Origin of the sequence: Chitinophaga sp. H8 (assembly GCF_040567655.1) — a bacterium.
Taxonomy (GTDB): Bacteria; Bacteroidota; Bacteroidia; order Chitinophagales; family Chitinophagaceae; genus Chitinophaga; species Chitinophaga defluvii.
On sequence record NZ_JBEXAC010000001.1, the window covers coordinates 1,618,433 to 1,637,694 of the forward strand.

A 19,262-nucleotide genomic window follows, 5' to 3' on the forward strand; every position below is an offset into this window, starting at 1 on the left:
TTGCGACTTTATTAATGCTTATCTTTATCGTATGAAACACATATCCATACTCTTGCCTCGCGAGTCTATCCTGGCGAGCATTGCCGATCCGCGTTACATGTTTACCGCAGTAAATGAATTCCTGGAAGCAGCGGGCAAACCACCCATGTTTCAGGTGCAGCTGGTAGGACTGGAAAAGGAGATAAAACTGAACAATGGGGCATTTTCTGTACACGCGGATGTGTTGCTTAAAGATGTAAAGAAAACGGACCTGGTGTTCATTCCTGCACTGAGCGGTGAACTGAAAAGGGCGGTAGAAATAAATAAAGAGTTTATTCCGTGGATTATCAAGCAATATAATAACGGCGCTGAAATAGCGAGCTTATGTATCGGTTCTTTTCTGCTGGCATCCACCGGTTTATTAAACGGGAAAGAATGCTCCAGTCACTGGCTCACCGCCAATGAATTCCGGGATATGTTTCCGGAAGTAACCTTGGTAGATGGCAGGATCATTACGGAAGAACAAGGGCTGTATTCCAGCGGCGGAGCCAGTTCCTACTGGAACCTGCTGGTATACCTGGTAGAAAAATATACCGACCGGGAAACTGCTATTCTGGCCTCTAAAGTTTTTGCAATAGAGATAGACCGAAAAAGCCAGTCGCCTTTTATCATGTTCAACGGACAAAAGAAACATGAAGATGAGCCGATAAAGAAGGCACAGGAATTTATTGAACATAATGTTTCCGACCGGATCTCTGTGGAAGACCTGGCCTTAAAATATGCTATCGGTAAGCGGCACTTTGAAAGACGGTTCAAAAAGGCCACTAATAATACCCCGGTGGAATATATACAGCGGGTAAAAATAGAAGCGGCGAAGAAACACCTGGAAACCAGTACCAAGAATATCAATGAAGTGATGTATGATGTAGGATATTCTGATACCAAGTCTTTCAGAACCGTATTCAAAAAGATCACGGGATTGTCGCCGATAGACTACAGAAATAAATACAACCGCGAAGCATTCGGCAACAGGATACAGGCGTAATTTTCTGGTATGCAGGCAGCATGATGATATTAAAGCATGGTGTCTGCATATTTTTTTCTATACGCCAGCGGGCTATATTGTGTAATCGCCTTGAACTGCCGGTTGAAATTAGACAGTGTTTGAAACCCACTCTCATAGCATACCTGGGAAATATCCATTTTTCTTGCCGCCAGCAATTTGCAGGAATGTCCAATCCTGATTTCCGTCAAAAAATCCGAGAACGTTTTATTGGCATGTGTTTTAAAGTAACGGCTAAAAGAAGAGCTGGTCATATTGGCAATGGCAGCCACTTCATCCAGCGTGATCTTTTCCCGGAAGTTCTTCATCACATAGGCGTGTACTTTGTTCATCCTTTCCGTATCACCGGCTTTTAGCTGGTTCGTATATCCTCCGCTGGCCAGCAGCCGGTATTCGCTGGTGTGCGATAATACATGCAGCAGCTGCAGCAAGGTGAGCACACTTTCAAAATCGGTAGTATGCAGTAACCGTTTCATCAAAGCGCTAGCCTGCTGATTAGCAGCACCGGATATTTCCATGCCCCGCTGCGACCTGATAAATAGCTGACGCAATTGCCAGGACTCCTTTTTTTGCAGGAACTCTTTCCCCAGAAGATCCTCCTGGAAATATACTACAATGCCTTCCGTCCATAGTGTTTTATCTCCCTCAAAATACTCATGGTCACTTTGCCACAGGTGGGGGATATTGGGGCCGGTAAATACGAGGTGGCCTGGTTGAAAGGGCGTTACATGATCGCCTATAAACCGGGTGCCGGTACCCTTTAAAACGATGAACAACTGGTATTCGGAATGGAAGTGCCAGTTAGGATCAAAGTGCGGCGCTTTCAGGAATTTGACCTCAAAGGCGCAGTCGGGAGAAATGGGCGATTTTTGCACAGCAGCTTTCATATCAGGAGTCTGTTATTTTCTACTTATTTGTCTTAAAAGAAGGTGAAACTAAATATTTTAGGACAAAATACAGTCAAAATACGATAATATTCAGGAATCCTTAAGGTATTAAATCCGGAAATTAGTACTGATAAAACTATGATACGATGAAGATCCGGTTCCACGTTTTGATGGTTATCCTGTTATGCGGTATCCAGGCCATATCCCTGGCGCAATTACCCCGTAAGATTGAACTGCTGTTTCTTGGACATCACAGTGAGCATCATCCCTCAGCGCGTTACCTGCCCCTCCTGGCATCCGCATTAGCTACGGAAGGGATCAATTTCACTTATACGGAAAATCCCGATGACCTGAATCCAGGCCAGCTGGCAAAATATGATGGGGTAATGATCTATGCCAATCACGAGCAGATCACGCCATCTCAGGAAAAGGCCCTGCTGGATTTTGTAGCGCAGGGAAAAGGATTTATCCCGGTGCATTGTGCCAGTTTCTGTTTTCAGAATTCACCTGCTTATATACAATTGGTAGGCGGGCAGTTTATGCAGCATGATACCGGCACATTCACAGCTGCTATTATTCAAAAAGATCACCCGGCGATGACAGGAGTGCAGGAGTTTGCCACCTGGGATGAAACCTATATACATACGAAATTAAGCAATGACAGAACTGTGCTGATAGAGCGGATAGCAGGAGACCACCGGGAGCCATGGACCTGGGTAAAGCAGCATGGAAAGGGACGGGTATTTTATACGGCTTATGGACATGATGAGCGTACCTGGAATAATGCAGGTTTTCAGCAACTGATGAAAGCAGGTATTTTATGGGCTGTAGGCGATAACGTAAAAGCACAATGGGCTGCCTACCGGAAAAATATGCCGGTGCTGGTTTACACTGATAAAGACAATATCCCCAATTATGAAAAGAGAGATCCGGCTCCCCGCTACCAGGAGCCGTTATCACCGGAAGCCTCCAGACAACTGATGCAGGTACCACCCGGGTTTGAGCTGGAGCTATTTGCCGCAGAGCCGGATATCATTAATCCCATTGCAATGGAGTGGGATGAGAAAGGACGGTTGTGGGTAATAGAAACCGTTGATTATCCCAACACCGTGCGTGATGATAAAGGCAATGGGGACGACCGGATCAAGATCTGTGAGGATACGGATGGAGATGGTAAAGCGGACAAGTTTACCATCTTCGCCGATCATCTGAACATACCTACCAGTCTTACTTTTTACAACGGTGGCGTGATCGTATCGCAGGCACCACATTTCCTGTTCCTGAAAGATACAGATGGAGATGGGAAAGCAGATCTGCAAAAAGTGCTGATGAGTGGATGGGGTACTTTTGATACACATGCAGGACCTTCCAACCTGAAATACGGAATGGATAACTATATCTGGGGGTCGGTGGGATATTCCGGATTTAAAGGCAGCATAGCCGGTACTAACCGGGAGTTTTCGCAGGGGCTTTACCGTTTTAAACCGGATCTGTCTGTATTTGAGGTGCTCACCGGTACCAGCAATAATACCTGGGGATTAGGGTTTACGGAAAATAATGATGTATTTGCTTCTACCGCCAATAATACCCACAGTGTATTTATGGGCATTCCGGATAAAGCGCTGAAAGGCGTGGAAGGTGTCCGGATCAATGGCAGCATCAAAATAGACGGGCATTATGCCATGCACCCTGTTACGCAGCATGTAAGACAGGTAGATGTATTTGGTGGATTCACCGCAGCTACCGGACACAATTTTTATAACGCCCGGCAGTATCCCGAAGCGTATTGGAATACGGCGTTTGTATGCGAGCCTACAGGACATCTGGTACACCTGGCGAAGATCGAAAAAGACGGGGCGGGTTTTACTGAAAAAGACGGCTGGAATCTGCTGGCCAGCGCCGATGAATGGGTATCTCCGGTAGAAGCTAAAACAGGACCTGATGGGGCGGTATGGGTATTGGACTGGTATAACTTTATTGTACAGCATAACCCAACACCTACGCCTGAACGGGGAGGATATACCGCAGCCACCGGAAAGGGGAATGCTTATGAAAATCCGCTGCGGGATAAAACGCATGGACGGATCTGGCGTATTGTAAGCCGGGAAGGACAACGGGCAATGCCCATGCAGCTGGATAAAAAGGCGCCTTCCGGATTGCTCAAAGCCCTTCATAACGATAATTTCTTTTGGCGGATCACGGCTCAGCGTTTATTGGTAGAACGTGGAAAGACAGATGTATTGCCGGCCCTGTATCAACTGGTCAAAGCGCCAGGAACGGATGCCGCGGGTAATAATTTTGCTGCCCTGCATGCCTTATGGACGATAGAGGGGCTGGCCCCCGCCGCAAAAACACCTGCTACCAAAGCGGTTGCTACCGCTGCGTTAAAGCATCCTTCCCCTGGCGTACGGAAAGCAGCTATACAAATACTTGCTACCGCAGCCTGGCAGGAAACAACGATCCTCAGGTCGGGGATACTACAGGACCCCGATGCGAATACGCGGCTGGCGGCTATTGTATCATTAACCGCAGCTGCGCCTTCGGCAGCACTGGGGCGTACCTTGTACCAGCTAAGCCTGGAAGAGGCCGTGATCGAAGATGCGTGGTTGTCAAAGGCCGTATATGCGGCAGCGGTACATCACCGGCAAGGATTTATGACGGCCTGCCTGCAGGCAGATCCGGATGCGGGAAAAGCGCCTTTGGATAAAAAGCCTGCCGAAGGACGCCCGTTGTTTGAAGGGACCACACTGGCTACCGTTTTTGCCAATACCTACCGTAACAAACCCATAGCAGGCACTACAAAACCTGCTGATAATACTGCGGCTATCACGGTGCACCTGAAAGTGAAGAAAAATGAAATGAAGTACGACCGGAAAATATTTACAGTGGAGGCTGGTAAACCAGTAGAGATTATTTTTGAAAACCCGGACTTCATGCAGCATAACCTCGTGATTACACAACCTGGGGCACTGGAAAAAGTAGGCCGGACAGCTGATAAACTGGCGGAGCATCCCAAAGGGGTAGAAATGAGCTATGTACCGGATATGCCGGAAGTGCTCTTTGCTACTAAACTGGTGGACCCGCAACATAAAGTAAAGCTGCGGTTTACCGCACCTCAAAAGCCGGGCGATTACCCGTTTGTATGCACATTTCCCGGCCACTGGTCTATTATGAATGGCGTGATGAAAGTGATAGCCGGAAAATAACCGGTAGTTTTAGTATGTTGTGGTATCACACGGATAACTGATAAAAAGTAACAGATGAGTATACACGTAAAAACAGGCGTTAGTACCTGGCTATGGACTTCTCCTTTTACCACGGATACGGTCGCATTATTCCCTAAAATTAAATCCATGGGGTATGATGTTGTGGAAATTGCGGTAGAGTATCCCGAACTGATAGCGGGTAAGCAGGTAAAGGAAGCCCTGGATGCCAATGGGCTGGAAGCAGTGGTGTGCGGTGCTTTTGGCCCTACCCGTGATCTGACACATGAAGATCCTGCCGTACATGAAACTTGCTTTACGTATATCCGTCAATGCCTGGATTTGTGTAATACCTGGGGAGCCTCCTTTCTGGCAGGGCCTATGTACGCTGCCGTAGGAAAAGCGAGAATGGTGAGTGCTGAGCAGCGGAAAACGGAGTGGGACAGGGCGGTGACCAACCTGCACAAGGCGTGTATGGAAGCAAAAGCACGGGGATTATCCCTCGCGTTGGAGCCACTCAACCGTTTTGAAACAGACCTGGTTAATACAGCAGCAGATGTGAACCGGCTGATCCGTGATATCAACCATCCGGCAGCAGGTATCATGCTGGACGGATTTCATATGGGGATAGAAGAAAAGAATATGGAGGAGGCGATCGTGGCGGCGGGTAAACGCTTGCTGCATGTGCAGGTCTCTGAAAATGACCGGGGTATCCCCGGCAGCGGACAAACGCAATGGCAGTCACTTAAACAGGGGCTGGAACGGATCAACTATCAGGGCGTGGTAGCGATCGAAAGTTTCACCCCGGCCATAAAAGAACTGGCCGGAGCAGTATGTATCTGGAAAAACCTGGCCGACGATCAGGACCAGTTTGCTATAGAAGGATTCCACTTTTTACAACAACTGTTTAAAAGCTAAGCCATGAGCCATCAAAAAATTAATATCGCCATCGTAGGATTAGGTTTTGGGGCAGAATTCATCCCCATCTATAAAAAACATCCGCATGCCAACCTGGTAGCGATTTGTCAGCGCAATAAAACCAGGCTGGATGCCATCGGGGATGCTTTTGATATCGCCAAAAGATATACAGATTATGATGAGCTGCTGAAAGACCCGGAGATAGATGCCGTACATATCAATACACCGATCCCGGATCATGGCATACAATCCATCAAAGCGCTGAAGGCGGGCAAACATGTGGCATGTACCGTGCCTATGGCTACTACAGTAGCAGAATGTGAGGAGATCGTGCGGCTTACCAAGGCCAGTGGGCTTACCTATATGATGATGGAAACAGTGGTATATGCCCGTGAGTTCCTGTTTATGAAATCACTGTATGAAAAGGGCGAACTGGGTAAGGTGCAGTTTATGAAAGCCAGTCACCAGCAGGATATGGACGGCTGGCCCAATTACTGGCCGGGACTGCCACCTATGCATTATGCTACTCATTGTGTAGGGCCGGTGCTGGGGTTACTGCGCAGTGAAGCAGAATATGTTTCCTGTCTGGGATCAGGTACCATCCGGGAAGAACTGCAGGCACATTATAATTCTCCCTATGCTGTGGAAACCACCCATATCAAATTGCGTAATTCCGACCTGTGCGCGCAGGTATACCGTTCTCTTTTTGATGTGGCCAGGCAATACCGGGAGAGCTTTGAGGTATATGGTTCTAAAAGATCGGTAGAATGGCCGCTGATAGAAGGAGAGGAATTAATCGTACATACGGCGAAGTTACCGGAAACGGATATCCCTGCTAAGGTGGCCTGTCCGGATTTCGCCGAATTATTGCCGGAGTCCATCCGTTCTTTTACTACCAAAGGCGTATATGATGCGGATGAACATCAGCACCTGTCTTTCACCCAGGGAGGCGGGCATGGCGGATCACATCCGCACCTGGTACATCAGTTTGTGAATGCGCTGGTAACAAAGACCGCGCCTTATCCTAATGCGGTACAATCGGCCAATATCACTTGTGTGGGTATCCTGGCACATGAGTCTGCCAGGCAGGGAGGAAAGATCATCTACTTGCCGGAGTTTACCCTGTCTTCTTAAGCGTAATAATTATGAAAAAAAATACCTGCCTGTTTATTCAGGCAGGTATTTTTTTATCATAAATAACCAGTAACTATTGCAGTAATTGGGCGAGCTTATCTTCCAGTGTTTTGCCACGGAGATTTTTAGCGACGATCTTTCCTTCCGGGTTGATCAGGAAATTGGCCGGGATACCTGATACGCCGTACAATTGTGCCGCTTCATTTTTCCAACCTTTCAGGTCAGATACCTGCGGCCACAATAAGCCGTCATCATGAATAGCCTGCATCCAGAATGATTTGCCATTTTCCTGGTCGAGTGAAACGCCCAGGATTTCGAAGTTCTTATCTTTAAATGCTTTGTAGGCAGTTACCACATTAGGGTTTTCTGCCCGGCAGGGACCGCACCAGCTGGCCCAGAAATCAATCAGCACATATTTGCCTCTGAAGTCGGTGAGAGAAACTGGTTTGCCGAGGGTATCATTTTGGGTAAATACTGGCGCCATTACACCAATCGCCGTTTTGCGTTGTGTGTCCAGCATTTTTGCAAAGCGCACCCCTGATTTACTTTCCCGTACTGACTTTGACAGCAACTTAAAAATGGGCTCCACTTTTTCAGGATCAGGGTCGTAACCTGCCCATTCTGATAAAGCATCCAGGCTTACACTTGTTTTAGGATTGGCTTTCATGAACTTCACCAGCACTTTCTGCTGTTCATCTTTAATAGCCTTATTCTCTTCGCGGTATTTCTTTTTAAATTCATCCGTAGCCCTTTCATCAGGAGAGGCCGCATAATAGGCTTTGCTCAGCTCGGCATTCTGTTTGTCTACGTTCGTCAGACTGGCTTTATACTGATTGAAATACTTGTTGGCTACTCCACCGGTCACTTTTGCATGCAGGATAGAGTCCGGTGTAGTAACAATAAGATTACCTTTTTCCAGGTAAAAGGTAAAGCGGTTGGCTGTAAAGGATTTTTCCAGCGTACTGCCGGTAAACAAAAATGCTTTTGCAGGTGCTTCCATTTCACCGGTAAATACAAACTTACCATCCCTGATTTCAGCAGAATCTATGATACGTCCTTTTTCGTTACCGGAGTAGAGGTAGGCTTTAGGGTCTGTATTATTTTTTCCCAATGTACCATTGATGGTGTATTTATCGTCCTGTGCATGGACCAGTTGTGGTAGCACCAGTGCAGCGATGATAGGTAGTCTTTTCATATTGTGATTAAATTGTTTTAAGAATGGTTGGGTTGTTATTATTGCTATTCATCATGTTTCTGACGATAAAGGTTACCGGTAGCTTGTATATCCCAGTCGTAGCTTTTGAAGTATTTAATGATGATTTCATACTTTTTAGCTCTGGCAGGGCTGTTGTCCAGGTATTTTGTTTTGATGTTACTGTAGGATTCCAGTGCCAGCAATTCCAGCCATTCAGCGAAGTCAGATTCAAAAGTGGTAGAACCGGAAGCCGTAATAAAACCACCATTTTTTGCCAGTTCTTCTTTAGCCGCAATCCATTTTTCAAGGTCACCATCATTATCCAACTCTTTATCTAATTTGTCCAATGCCTGACGATTATCGTAAGCTTTACCTGCCAGTGCAAATTCCAGGATAGGTGCTTCCATACGGGCTCCTACCATAATCCCGATGTTACTCCAGATCTGGTGAGCTAATACACTGTCCTGGTAGTAGTGGTTTTCCGGATCCGTGATAGGCAATGCATCTTTCAGGTGGTTGGGCCAGCAGATCACCAGGCGGCTGCGTCCTATCCTTTTAAGCTCAGATGCCCAATAGCCTGCCCCATAGGTTTTTACAAAGAAAAACTCCAGTGGGAAAAAGGTTTTGGCATATTTATCCGATACTCCGGACAACAGTTTTTTGGAATAGATCAATGCACTTTCCCGGTCGGCATCTTCGATCTTACCCACCCCATAGCGGTTGAAAGGATCGGTATCCAGGATGGCATTGGTCACTTCTTTCCAGTTGTTAAAATCCATGCGCACCCATACGTTGTATTTTCCGTACAGTTCTTTCACCATTGGTGCCGCATCAGCAGGGGGCGTGAATTGTTGTACAATCCCTAAGTTGTCGGTGATGCCTGGTGCGGCTTCTTTTTTACAGCTGGTAGACAAAATGCCGGCAGCTGCGAGGAGGAGTATATAGCAATAATTTGTTTTCATGACTGGTTGTTTTTAGATAAAATGATCAGGGATTTAGTGGCATATCCGGGCTGTTGGTTTGTTCCGACAGCGGGATTTGCAGCAGGTAACGTGGATCTCCCTGTTTCAGTTTGTATTCCACCCCATTTTTGTAAAGGTGTGTGAGAGCAGGCTTCCCTAATCTTCTCAGATCAAACCAACGCATGCCACCGTCAAAGGCCATTTCCACACGGCGTTCTTCCAGTACACGTTGCAGGAGTTGTTCGTCATTAAAATCTGCTGATTTAAGCGGGGCATAATCTGTTTTTTTGATCCTTTTCTGCAACAGGTTATTGATGTCTGTGAGCGCTTTATCTTTTTGTTTTAAGCGGGCATATGCTTCTGCACGGGTTACATAAGCCTCGCTTACTTTCATCCCGATGTAGTAAGATGGATTTTCCTGTTTGGCATACATATTATAGATCGTAGTACCGGTTTCAAATCCTTCTGGTGTATTGGTATCCATCAGGGAAGCGAAGATATACTGACGGTAATCCATCTTGTTAGGCCTTTGACATAAAGCCAGGAGTTCAAGAGACGGTTTGAACATATAAGTACCATAATAGAAAATGTTACCATTAGCCTTTCCTCCAACATAAAAAAGCACTTCATTTTTATAATCGGAATCAACGAAGCCAAATGTTCCGGAGAAAGCATAGGAAGGATGATCAGCTTTATCTACAATTGCCTGAATATTATTCATATCAAATAATGGTTTGGCAACGATGATATCAGAAGCGGCGGCGATTGCTTTTTCATAATCTCCCATAAATAAGTGTACCCTTGCTTTGAAGAGCTGCAGGGAGGTAGCATCAAAGCGGAACTTGTTAGTGGTTTTCTTACCTGCCAGCAAGGGGGTAGCAGCATCCAGGTCTGACAGGATCTGCGCCCAAACCTTTTCAACTGGTTCCCTTACATTGTTTTGGGTATTCTGATGCACATCCTTTGCGCTCAGTGGCATAGGTACACCATGCGCTTTGAGGGTGGTGGGAGCGTAAGGTTCTGCATACAGATTTACCAGGTAAAAATAGGAGAAGGCCCGTAATGCAAATGCTTCTCCCTTCACGGTTTCAAACAGGTCTTTTTCGGCAGGTGATGGCGTACGGCTGGCAAATTCATCCAGTACGGTATTGGCACAGTAGATGGATTTATACAATTGCCCCCAGTACGGGTCTTCTTCCACACCATCCAGTTGTTTGGTTTCAGACCAGGCAAACCAGGGCTCATTGGCTTTCTCAGGAGTCCGGGTGCTACTCAGGTTGGCATATACATTGTCGGTCATCAGGTCGGTTTTCATAAAGAAATCCGTTTTAGGATAACCACCCATTAATACAGATTCATAATCGCTGATGCTCACTGGTATCATACTGTTCACCGGTTTGATATCGAGCAGTTTATTGCAGCTGCTGACAGTGATGGCCAGCAGAAGTATACTAGTGATGATGTTTATTTTTTTCATAAAATAATCCCCGTTTAGAACTGAAGTGATAAGGAAAAAGAGTAGGAGCGAGGCACCGGCAGATAAGTGTTTCCAAAGGAAACGTTGGCCGAGTTGGTAGCACTGTATCTCATAACAGCGCCGGTGGCTTCCGGATCCTGTCCTTTCAGCTGGCTGTTTTTCCATACATGCAGGTTATTACCCTGGAGCATGAAGCGGATATTCTGAATGCCTTTCTGACGCATTTTTGCATTGTAGAGGTCATAGCTGAGAGATACGTTTTGCAGGCGTACAAAATCACCTTTTACGGTTCTCAGGTCGCTGTTGTCATACATCTTTGCATTGTAAGGGCTGCTGCCGGTTACTGCCAGGTCCCATGGATCTGATTCCAGTACGGGAACATTGGTATGCAGTTCATCACCTGGTTCGCGCCACCTGCTGGCCCATTCTTTAGACATATTGGCTGTAGCTTCGGGGAAGCCGAATGCATAACCCTGTGAGAGGTTTCTTAACCGGATCACGTTCCCAAAGCTCCCTACCAGCATGGCGGAAAGGGTAAACTTCTTATAGGAGAACGTATTGGTAAATCCACCCTGTACCAAAGGCATGGTAGTACCGGAGTATACCAGTCCATCCAGTGATTTCATACCATATAGTACGGTTTCACCTGGTTTATTGGTGTAGAAAGTAGCGCGGCCGTCTTTATTCAAACCGGCAAACTGATAAGACCATAAGCCATTGATGGGCTTACCGATCACGGCGGAGGCTGCGTAGTTGGTACGTTGTGCATCCGTGAGGGAGTTGACGGTAGGGAGGGAGTACACATCCAGTACCTCGTTTTTGTTATAGCCTACATTAATGTTGGTGGTCCATCTGAACACTTTGTTATCTATGTTAATGGAATTCAGTGAAAATTCCACCCCGCTATTTTTCATGGAGGCCCAGTTGACCTGAACGGTATTAAACCCGGATACCTGTGATACGCGTTTGCTACCTAAGAGATCCATCCCTTTTTTGCTGTAGTATTCAATGGTACCGGTGAGTCTACGTTTCCACAATCCTATTTCGAGGGCCAGGTTGGTGGTGTAGTTCATTTCCCATTTCAGGTTAGGATTTTTAGGCGCAGTGATGACCAGGTAACCTTCTTTGTTGATGACGTCGGTAGTGCCTATTGTAGCTACCAGATCAGAGTAGGCCTGAGAGGCTACATTTCCCTGGCTGCCATAGGAAGCACGGAGGGTGAGGTAGCTTAACCAGTCTTTATTGGCAAAGAAATTTTCTTCTTTTAATTGGTAGTTCAGGCCCACTGCCCATAATGGCTGGAACAGCTGGTTGGTTTTTAGACCAAAGCGGTTGGACCCATCCGTACGTGCGTTGAAGCTAACGGTATAGCGGTTTTTATAGGTATAGCCGGTAGTACCAAAGTAAGACACTGCTGCGGTTTCGTTCAGGCTCTGGCGCCAGTAAGGCACACCCAGATATTCCATGAGCGCAAACTGTGGTACCTGCTGATGGCCACGGTCGTGCACATAGCCATATATCTCAGTGGTTTCATCTTCAAACCGGGATTTCCGTATTTCCTGGCCAGCCATCACATCAAAGCGATGATCTGCATTGATCACGGGCATCCAGGATACCTGGTTACGGAGTGTAATAGAATTGTTGTTGATGGATTTCCCTTTGCGGTAACCACCATCTGTCCATAAGTTCACCGCTACATAATCCACGGTCGTAAAGATGTCTTTCTTCCGTTGTTTTACAAAGTAGCTGTTTTCTGTTGCCACATCTTCTTCAGAAGTATGTTGGTTGGCAAAGGAGAACAAGCTGGTAAACATAAGAGAGCGCAATGGTTTCCATTCTACGTCTACGGTACCACGTATGCCGAAGTTTCTGGAGTTACGCCATCCAAATTCCCGGTTCTCCATGAAGTTGTATTTTTCACCGGTGTAGTAGAGGTGGTTGTAATTGCCGTTTTCATCAAAAGCATTTTGTGCCCTTGTAGTATAGATAGACCATTCAAAAGGGTTTTCGCGGGAGTCTGTAGCAAAGAAGCTCTTATTATCACGCATGTTTACATCCAGCATACCACCTACCCGGAGGGTGTTAGCTATTTTGGTATATACTTTAGCGGAGCCGGTATATGTTTTTTGTCCTGTTTTTAATGCCGTAGCCTGTTCGTCCATGTAGCTGCCGGAGAGGTAGAAGGTTGTTTTTTCATTCCCTCCTGAGATGTTCAGGTTTTGGCGGTGGGTAACGGCGTTACGGAACAGGTATTGGAACCAGTCGGTATTTACATTTTCGAGCTGGTTTACTTTCTTTTCGAAGTCGGCCCAGGACATTTTACGGTCATGTACGTCAATGAAGTAACGTTCAAAATCGGAAGCGGTACCATATTGGCCTGTTCTGGGAGAGGTAGCATTTAAAATTCCTCTGCGGATCATTTCCAGGTTTACGTCTGTTCTTTCCCGGGAGTCCATCATATAGGCATCTTCAATACGGGGGCGCATGCCCACCGTTACGAAGCTGGTAAAGTTCATCCTGGTTTTACCGGCAGTCCCTTTTTTGGAGGTGAGCACGATTACACCATTCGCTGCTTTAGTACCATAGATAGCAGTAGCCGCCGCATCTTTCAATACGTTGATACTTTCAATATCTTCCACGTTGATCCCGCCGATACCGGAAGCGATCAGGTTCCTGTTGTTCATGATATCATCTACAGAAGCATTGATAGGATCATCGAGGATGATACCATCCACTACCCACAAAGGCTGTACGTTGCCACTGAGGGTAGATGTACCCCGGATCCTGATCTGTGGTACTGCACCCGGCGCACCGGAAGTACTCATCACCGTCATCCCCGGCACCTGGCCCTGTAATAATTTGTCGATATTAGGTTGGTTGATGTTTTTGAGGTTGTCCATGTTGACAGACGTGATGGAAGCTGTTAAGCTGCGGCGTTCTATTTTCTGGTAACCGGTTACTACTACTTCATTTACGCTACGGTCTTCCGGTTTCATGCGTATGTTGAGCGTAGCCAGGCCGGTCAGCTTTTCTTCATGACTTTTATAGCCTATAAAAGAAAACACCAGGGTGGCATTAGGCGTAGGAACATTCAGGTAAAAGATACCTTCTTCGTTGGTAACGGTACCAATTTGTGTACCCTTTACTTTCACACTTACCCCGATCAGGGGCATTCCCTGCGCGTCCAGCACCTTTCCGCGGATGTTGGTTTGTACTACGGTAGCTTCCATTTCAACAACGCTGGCAGCCGTCTTTTTAGGCTTGATGAGGATGGTGTTATTATCCTCAATGCTGTAGGTGAGTGGTTGATTGCTGACCAGTTGATCGAGCGCTTCTTTCAGTGGCGTTTCTTTAAACTGTGTGGTAACCGTACGGGTATTCCTGAGCATTTCATTGCTGTAGAGGAACTGGAAGCCCGTTTGTTTCCGGATTTCTTCAAACACCCGTTGTACGGGTACATTGGTTTCAGAAAGGGTTACCTTTTGCGGGTATACCCTGGCGCTTACTTGGAGGCACACAACAAGCAGCAGCATCCCTGTGATCTTCATAAACAAAAAAGATTTTTTAAGATTCCTGTTGGCAACCATGCTGATGGTGGGAGCTGGTCTGGTTTTTACGGTTGATAATGGTATGCAATAAGGGAAAATACCCCTTTTGGAGTATAGAGATTCTCTCATATCTTCGTGTTGTTTGGATTTACGATTAGTTGGTTTGATAAAATCATAGCTAAAGTCTGGTGTTGGATCCTACTCTTAACCAGGCTTGATGAATCCGAATGTTACCGGGAACGCTCCAACGTTTCCGGTTTTTTTCAGTTTTGTTTTTCCAGTTATTTAAAAATCAGTCATATGCCGGTCCTCCCGTACCGGTGTTTATTTATTTTAAAACCAGGATAATATCTTTTTCACCTGCGCCGGGTGCGGTAGCCTTCTGAATACGGAAGCGGGCATCCCCGGTAGCTTCCAGCATCGCGATCACTTTTGACAGTGGGCTGCTGCGTTTAATTCCGCCGGTGTAGTGTACTTCCGGTATTTTACCTTCATACTTTACATCTATATCGTACCATCTTTCCAGCTGGTGCATAATATCCGCGATGTTGGTGTTATCCAGCTGGAACAGGCCATTTTTCCAGGCCACGGCATCCGCAGCAGATACGGTTGTAACCGGAATGGTGCCAGTACCGGAAACCACCGATTGCTGTCCGGGTTTGAGTACTACGCTGGCAGCGGGCTGTTGCGCCGCCGCAGGCAGGCTCACCCTTACACTTCCTTGCAGCAGGGTGGTTTTAGTATTAGATTCATTTTCGTAGGCATTGATATTGAACTGTGTGCCCAGCACTTCTACCAGTTGGTTGCCACCCCATACCCGGAAGGGCATATCGGTATTTTTAGCCACTTCAAAATAGGCTTCGCCGGTGAGTACCACGGTCCTGTCTTTGCCGGTAAAAGCGGTGGGGAATTTCAAGGAAGAAGCCGCGTTCAGCCATACTTTGGTACCATCCGGGAGGGTAAGCCTGAATTGGCCGCCTCTGGGAGTCGTGAGTGTATTAAAGCTCACTTCGGTTTGTGTGCTTTGGGGGCTGTATTGTAACTGCCCGCCTTGCTGGCTGATGGCGGTATTTCCTTGTTTGATCACCTGGTGGCCGGTGCTGTCGAGCACGATAGCCGCGCCATTGGCAAGCGTGAGTACTGCTTTCTCTGTACCGGGGGCCACATCTGCAGCAGGTATACTGGCTATAGGAGCTGGTGTTTGCGGACGCAGCAGATAAGCAGCTGCTCCCAGCAGCAGAATAATAGCCGCTGCTGCCGCCCACCAGCGGTATCGTATTATTGCCGGGCGGGAGTTGGTAGCGGGTTGTGGTACTGCTTCCATTACTGGTTGGTGCGCTGTAATCGCCTTAACAGCCGCCTGTATAGCCGCTTCCGGCATTTGTGTTTTGCCGGGAGCTTGCAGGAAGAGCTGATCTATCAGTGCGGTCAGCTGCTCCTGGTAAGCCGGATCGGCCGTGAGCTCACTGAATGCGGCCATTTCTTCAGGCGTAGCGTTGCCATTGGTGTATTGCGTAAATAAATATGCCAGTCTCGATTGATTCATGACGCTAAGGAGGAAAAAATGGTTGGTGGTATCTTCCCTGTATATAAAGATCCCGGCCGGCGTATTTTGGGGGGGTAGATAAGAAAAAAATTATTTCAGGGCAGTGAGTGCATAGATAAAAAGGGCGCCAGTCCCTACCAGGCGGGGATCTTGCTCTTGCATCCAGGTACGGATATTTTTGATAGCCATAGCCAGGTGTTCTTTTACGGTATCGGGTTTGATCTGCATGATCCTGGCTACTTCTTCCCGTTTCAGCCCTTCTTCTTTACTGAGGCGCCAGGCCATTTGCTGCCGGGGAGGAAGCTGGCTAATGGCTTTGTTGAGCAAAGCGTGGTAGTTGCGGGAGTGGACCCATTCATCCGTTTCATGGGTAATATCCTGGAGGTGGCCCAGTTCATACAACAGGCTCTTGGCACGGGCGCTGCGCCGAAGTGCTTTAAAGGCATCATTGCGGGCTACAATAAATAACCAGGACTCAAAATCCTCGATAGCTGCCAGGGTGGTTCTTTTTGTCCATACTTTCAGGAATACTTCCTGCACCAGCTCTTCCGCCACAGTTTCAGAGTGGGTAAGTAGGAGTGCTACTTCATAAATTTTACGGTGATGGTGTCTGAAAAGTGTGGCAAAGGCAGTTTCTTCCCCATTAATCACACGGGCAATTAACTCCTGCTCATTATATAGATCCCCCTGCATCAGTAAACAAATAGCCCTTTCACTTAAATAGTTGATTCCGGTTGGTTTTTATCGGCGCAAAGGTACCGAAAAATAGTAAGATGCCATCAGCGCTTTACCTGCCCTTTGGCGGGGAGTTGCTGCTGCTACAGAAAAATGCTGTTCAAATCCGGACACCAGCGGTCGTGAAAACGGACAGTTTGGGTGTGGGAAATAGTTTAATTTCATTGATTATCAGGGATATAATAAGGTGGCACTTTCTTGGTACAGGGTCTACAGTAACCAGGATCATTTCAAAAAAGGGCATCCATGTTTAAGCATTACCTTCAGCACGCTTTCCGGCATATCCGTCGTAATCTGAGTTATACCTTCCTGAATATTTTCGGGCTTACGCTAAGTATAGCTTCCTGCCTGATCATTTTTCTTGTAGTACGTAATGAGCTGGGCTATGATACATTTCATCGTAAGGCTAACCGTACTTACCGGGTAACAATGAATGCGCTGGATTTTAATCCCAGTGTGTCATTTGGCATTGTTCCGGCGATGCGGAATGATTTTCCGGAACTGGAAGAAGTGTCTCAGTACTGGCACCAGGGAGATGGGTTATTGAAAGTAGGGAATGTCCGTTATAAAGAACGTAACTATGCGCTTGCGGATCCGCAGTTTTTAAAGATTTTCGATTACCAGTGGCTGGCAGGTGATGCCCGTACTGCTCTGGTAGAGCCTAATACGGTGATCCTCACACAAAGCATTGCCCGGAAATATTTTGGTGACAAGGACCCGCTGGGACAGGTAATCAGCTGGGACAACCGGTTTGATCTGAAAGTAACCGGGCTGATCAAAGATGTTCCCGGCAATACCAGTATGCCCTTTGATTTCCTGATATCCTTTGAAACGGTGAAGCCGGATCTGAAAGCGCCGATGGCAGAGTTTTATGCTATTGGAGGCGGTAATGCCTTTATTGTGCTGCCGGAAAATTATACAGTGCAGCAGCTGGAAAGAAAAATGCCTGCATTTATAGAAAAGAACTGGGGGCCTCAAATTGCGGCGGGGGCCAAGCTGCCTTTACAGCCACTGACGGATATACATTTTGATCAGCGTTACCTGGACCAGGGTGGCATCCCCACTACTTCCCGGAGTACTTACTGGGGCTTAGGCATTGTAGCGGTCTTTATCCTCATTACCGCCTGTATCAACTTTATCAATATGGCTACCGCCCAGGCTACCAGACGCTCCAAAGAGGTAGGCGTCCGGAAAGTAATGGGGGCTAACCGTTTGCAGCTGATCCGGCAATTTCTGGGGGAAACAGCGGTGCTGGTACTGATAGCGCTGGCGCTGGGTATTGCCGCGGCGATTGCTTTCCTGCCGGTAGCAGGCAGGTGGCTGGATGTAAAGATCAGTGCGGCGGAGCTGGCAACACCCTCCGTAATAGGACTGATGATCGGGATGACCTTGCTGGTGATCCTGCTGGCAGGATTGTATCCAGCCTTTGTACAATCTGCTTTCCGTCCTGTTATCTCCCTCAAGGGGAAAAGTGGTACTACTTCCCGGGGATTGACCCTTCGTAAATCACTGGTATTTATTCAGTTTGCCATCTCCCAGATATTGATAGTAGGCACGCTGGTAGTAGCCAGCCAGATGGATTACCTCAAAAACCAGGACCTGGGATTTAATAAAGCAGCCGTTGTTTCATTTCCGGTGCCAGACAGTGCCAGGCAGGAAGTGATCCGGCAACAGTTGTTGCAGGATCCCGGTGTGCAGGCATTCAGTTTTTCGTCTTCCCCACCAGTGTATAGTTTTTCATTTACTGATTTTAGGTCGCCGGAAAACGGGATGACACAAGGGGATGTCACGGAGGTGAAATACATTGATGAGCAGTATACGGATATGTTTGGGTTGAAGATGCTGGCAGGGGAAAAGATCACCAGGCAGCATACAGGCGATACCATCCGTAATGCGGTGATCAATGAAGCGATGATGCACAAACTGAATATTTTTGACCCTTCAGTAGCGGTGGGCAAACACGTGCTGCTGATTAACGACCGGTATAACATCATTGGCGTGGTACAGGATTTTCAGAGTGAGTCCAGGCATAAAAAGATCAGACCCTGTATATTAATTTACCGGCCAGGTGCATTTTTTATGGCGAGTGTACGGGTAGATATGAGCAATATGCATGCTACCATGGATCGTATTGGTAAAACGTGGTCCGGTTTATTTCCGGAGGAGCTGTTTGCGTATGAATTTATGGACGATCGTATTGCAGCGATGTATAAACAGGATGCGAAAACCTATACCGCATTTAAATTGTTTTCTTCCCTGGCTATTCTGATAGGCTGCCTGGGATTGTATGGCCTGGTAGCTTTTGCCGCTGTACAGCGTACCAAGGAAGTAGGCATCCGTAAAGTATTGGGGGCGTCTGTACTGGATATTGTAGTATTGTTTTCTAAAGAATTTATCCTGCTTATTATTGTTGCTTTTTGTATAGCCGCACCGGTAGCATATTATGTTATGCAGCACTGGTTGGGCAACTTTGCCTACCAGGTACATTTAGGCGGAGGGATTTTCCTGGTGGCCATTGCAGCTTCTTTCGTCATTGCCGGTATTACCATTGCTTATCAGTCGCTCAAAGCGGGACTGGCCAATCCTGTTAACAGTTTAAGAATAGAATAAGCAGC

At 47.0% G+C, this 19,262-nt stretch carries 12 protein-coding genes; 5 read left to right on the forward strand and 7 right to left on the reverse strand.

Annotated features, from left to right (window positions below):
* The first annotated feature begins 31 nt into the window (after positions 1 to 31).
* Positions 32 to 1,024, forward strand: a complete 993-nt coding sequence (locus tag ABR189_RS06190; protein ID WP_354659588.1) for a GlxA family transcriptional regulator — start codon at positions 32 to 34, stop codon at positions 1,022 to 1,024.
* Between the two features lie 29 nt (positions 1,025 to 1,053).
* On the opposite strand, the gene ABR189_RS06195 is transcribed toward ABR189_RS06190, so the two are convergent.
* Complete coding sequence (locus ABR189_RS06195) at positions 1,054 to 1,929, reverse strand: AraC family transcriptional regulator (RefSeq protein WP_354659589.1); 876 nt, start codon at positions 1,927 to 1,929, stop codon at positions 1,054 to 1,056.
* A gap of 146 nt (positions 1,930 to 2,075) precedes the next feature.
* Here ABR189_RS06195 and ABR189_RS06200 point away from each other — a divergent pair, with 146 nt between their 5' ends.
* Genes ABR189_RS06200 through ABR189_RS06210 form a run of 3 tightly spaced genes read left to right on the forward strand, consistent with a single transcriptional unit; the run spans position 2,076 to position 7,184 of the window.
* Complete coding sequence (locus tag ABR189_RS06200) at positions 2,076 to 5,135, forward strand: PVC-type heme-binding CxxCH protein (RefSeq protein ID WP_354659590.1); 3,060 nt, start codon at positions 2,076 to 2,078, stop codon at positions 5,133 to 5,135.
* A 54-nt stretch (positions 5,136 to 5,189) separates the two neighbouring features.
* Entirely contained in the window at positions 5,190 to 6,050 is an 861-nt protein-coding gene (locus ABR189_RS06205) for a sugar phosphate isomerase/epimerase family protein (RefSeq protein ID WP_354659591.1), read from the forward strand.
* A gap of 3 nt (positions 6,051 to 6,053) precedes the next feature.
* Positions 6,054 to 7,184, forward strand: a complete 1,131-nt coding sequence (locus ABR189_RS06210; RefSeq protein WP_354659592.1) for a Gfo/Idh/MocA family protein — start codon at positions 6,054 to 6,056, stop codon at positions 7,182 to 7,184.
* 73 nt (positions 7,185 to 7,257) lie between these two features.
* On the opposite strand, the gene ABR189_RS06215 is transcribed toward ABR189_RS06210, so the two are convergent.
* The 6 genes from ABR189_RS06215 to ABR189_RS06240 all read right to left on the reverse strand — a co-directional run bounded on the left by ABR189_RS06215 (position 7,258) and on the right by ABR189_RS06240 (position 16,605).
* Entirely contained in the window at positions 7,258 to 8,379 is a 1,122-nt protein-coding gene (locus ABR189_RS06215) for a redoxin domain-containing protein (protein WP_354659593.1), read from the reverse strand.
* A 44-nt stretch (positions 8,380 to 8,423) separates the two neighbouring features.
* Entirely contained in the window at positions 8,424 to 9,341 is a 918-nt protein-coding gene (locus tag ABR189_RS06220; RefSeq protein ID WP_354659594.1) for a zinc-binding metallopeptidase, read from the reverse strand.
* Between the two features lie 25 nt (positions 9,342 to 9,366).
* Complete coding sequence (locus ABR189_RS06225) at positions 9,367 to 10,818, reverse strand: RagB/SusD family nutrient uptake outer membrane protein (RefSeq protein ID WP_354659595.1); 1,452 nt, start codon at positions 10,816 to 10,818, stop codon at positions 9,367 to 9,369.
* A 14-nt stretch (positions 10,819 to 10,832) separates the two neighbouring features.
* Positions 10,833 to 14,495, reverse strand: a complete 3,663-nt coding sequence (locus ABR189_RS06230) for a SusC/RagA family TonB-linked outer membrane protein (protein ID WP_354659596.1) — start codon at positions 14,493 to 14,495, stop codon at positions 10,833 to 10,835.
* 199 nt (positions 14,496 to 14,694) lie between these two features.
* On the reverse strand, positions 14,695 to 15,912 hold the full coding sequence (locus ABR189_RS06235; RefSeq protein ID WP_354659597.1) for a FecR family protein: 1,218 nt from the start codon (positions 15,910 to 15,912) through the stop codon (positions 14,695 to 14,697).
* A 90-nt stretch (positions 15,913 to 16,002) separates the two neighbouring features.
* The gene (locus ABR189_RS06240) at positions 16,003 to 16,605 is read right to left on the reverse strand and encodes an RNA polymerase sigma factor (protein WP_354659598.1); all 603 of its coding nucleotides are present in this window, start codon (positions 16,603 to 16,605) and stop codon (positions 16,003 to 16,005) included.
* A gap of 288 nt (positions 16,606 to 16,893) precedes the next feature.
* Between ABR189_RS06240 and ABR189_RS06245 the strand changes: the two genes are divergently transcribed.
* Complete coding sequence (locus ABR189_RS06245) at positions 16,894 to 19,257, forward strand: ABC transporter permease (protein ID WP_354659599.1); 2,364 nt, start codon at positions 16,894 to 16,896, stop codon at positions 19,255 to 19,257.
* The last annotated feature ends 5 nt before the right edge of the window (positions 19,258 to 19,262 follow it).

Coding starts and splice junctions, on each gene's coding strand:
- ABR189_RS06210 (WP_354659592.1), top strand. CDS start 6,054: ATGAGCCATCAAAAAATTAATATCGCCATCGTAGGATTAGGTTTTGGG.
- ABR189_RS06205 (WP_354659591.1), top strand. CDS start 5,190: ATGAGTATACACGTAAAAACAGGCGTTAGTACCTGGCTATGGACTTCT.
- ABR189_RS06245 (WP_354659599.1), top strand. CDS start 16,894: ATGTTTAAGCATTACCTTCAGCACGCTTTCCGGCATATCCGTCGTAAT.
- ABR189_RS06225 (WP_354659595.1), bottom strand. CDS start 10,818: ATGAAAAAAATAAACATCATCACTAGTATACTTCTGCTGGCCATCACT.
- ABR189_RS06235 (WP_354659597.1), bottom strand. CDS start 15,912: ATGAATCAATCGAGACTGGCATATTTATTTACGCAATACACCAATGGC.
- ABR189_RS06200 (WP_354659590.1), top strand. CDS start 2,076: ATGAAGATCCGGTTCCACGTTTTGATGGTTATCCTGTTATGCGGTATC.
- ABR189_RS06190 (WP_354659588.1), top strand. CDS start 32: ATGAAACACATATCCATACTCTTGCCTCGCGAGTCTATCCTGGCGAGC.
- ABR189_RS06230 (WP_354659596.1), bottom strand. CDS start 14,495: ATGAGAGAATCTCTATACTCCAAAAGGGGTATTTTCCCTTATTGCATA.
- ABR189_RS06220 (WP_354659594.1), bottom strand. CDS start 9,341: ATGAAAACAAATTATTGCTATATACTCCTCCTCGCAGCTGCCGGCATT.
- ABR189_RS06240 (WP_354659598.1), bottom strand. CDS start 16,605: ATGCAGGGGGATCTATATAATGAGCAGGAGTTAATTGCCCGTGTGATT.
- ABR189_RS06215 (WP_354659593.1), bottom strand. CDS start 8,379: ATGAAAAGACTACCTATCATCGCTGCACTGGTGCTACCACAACTGGTC.
- ABR189_RS06195 (WP_354659589.1), bottom strand. CDS start 1,929: ATGAAAGCTGCTGTGCAAAAATCGCCCATTTCTCCCGACTGCGCCTTT.